The organism is Streptomyces sp. NPDC060205, from assembly GCF_042728395.1.
Lineage (GTDB): Bacteria > Actinomycetota > Actinomycetes > Streptomycetales > Streptomycetaceae > Streptomyces.
The window spans coordinates 1-1405 of the sequence record NZ_JBHWZP010000638.1; the positions used below are offsets into that span (position 1 = coordinate 1).

The following is a 1405-nucleotide window of genomic DNA, read 5'->3' on the forward strand; positions in this document are numbered from 1 at the left end:
CTAGTAGTGCTTCGTTAAGTTCTGCGTCTGTTGGCTTTGAGTAGCTGGCCGCAGGTGGTGCAGGTGCCGGTCCAGCACCGCAGGAGGTCTTGCAGGGTGTCGAGGACCTGGTAGAGGGTCAGATTCCGGCCAGGGCTTTTGGGTCCAGGCGCCGGAGGGTGAGGAAAGCCTGGGCGGCAGTGACGAGGGTGACGTGGTGGTGCCAGCCGCGCCAGGTGCGGCCTTCGAAGTGGTCCAGGCCCAGGCCGTGCTTGAGTTCGCGGTAGTCGTGCTCAATGCGCCAGCGCATCTTCGCCCACCGCACCAGATCGGTGACCGGGGTGGAGGCGGGCAGGTTGCTCATCCAGAAGCCGGTCGGCTCACCGGCCTCGTGGGGTTGTTCGACCAGCAGGGTCCGCAGCGGCAGCACACCGTCCCATCGATCGCGCCCGCCGGCCTGTTCCTGCGCAGTGTGGCGGGCAACCTTGCCTGCCGGACGCACCCGGAGCACGGCGAACCGCGAGGTCATGCCGCCCTTGCTGCCGTTGCGCCAGGTCACCTGCTCGAATGCTGTGGCGGCATCGACCAGGTCCCTCAGAGCCCGGGCAGGTTCGCGGTAGCAGGATCGGGTGGGCGGCCCCAGCCCGCCGTAGGGCACCCGATACGGCTCGGCCGCCTCCAACTGAACGGTCTCTTTGGGGTCAACGGCCACCACATAGGACCAGCGGCGATCCTCCAGCGCCAGACGGAAGGAGACACTGCGGCCGTAGCCGGCATCTGCCACGATCACCGGCACCGACGGCAGCCAGCCGGCCAGCCGGTCCAACAGGCCCAAGGCCAAGCGGGACTTCGACGCATGCCCGACGTGATCGGGAACTCCGGCAGCCCGCCGCCTAGGGGCGTCATCCGCCCACTGTTCGGGCAGGAAAAGCTCCCACTCCAGCGGGCAGGACGCGACGTCCGTGGCGGCGTGCACGCTGACCGCAACCTGGCAATTGGCCCGCTTGCCCACCGCTCCGCAGTACTGTCGGGCCACCCCCACCGATGCCTTGCCGCACTTGGGAAACGACACGTCGTCGACCACCCACACCTCGGGCCGAATCACCTCGCACAGACGCTGAGCGATCCGCCGGCGCACCGGCGTCCACTCCCATGGCGACTGACTGACGAACTGCTGCAGGGCCTGCATGTTCCCGTCCGGCAGACGCTCGGCCATCGGCTGGATCGACTTACGCCGGCCGTCCAGCATCAACCCGCGCAGATAACACTCGCCCTTCGCCCGCTGATCCCTGCGCGGCACCGAGGCGAACACATCCGCCACGAACAATTCCAACGCCGCCCGCAGACGGCCTACTTCAAGTGCGTCCACCCATCCAACATGTTCCTGATCAGCCGCAACGAACAGACCTAACGAAGCACTACTAGG

At 67.3% G+C, this 1405-nt stretch carries 1 protein-coding gene; it reads right to left on the reverse strand.

Annotated features, from left to right (window positions below):
- Positions 1-118: 118 nt before the first annotated feature.
- The gene (locus ACFWGJ_RS43690) at positions 119-1348 is read right to left on the reverse strand and encodes an IS701 family transposase (RefSeq protein ID WP_381832639.1); all 1230 of its coding nucleotides are present in this window, start codon (positions 1346-1348) and stop codon (positions 119-121) included.
- Positions 1349-1405 lie beyond the last annotated feature (57 nt).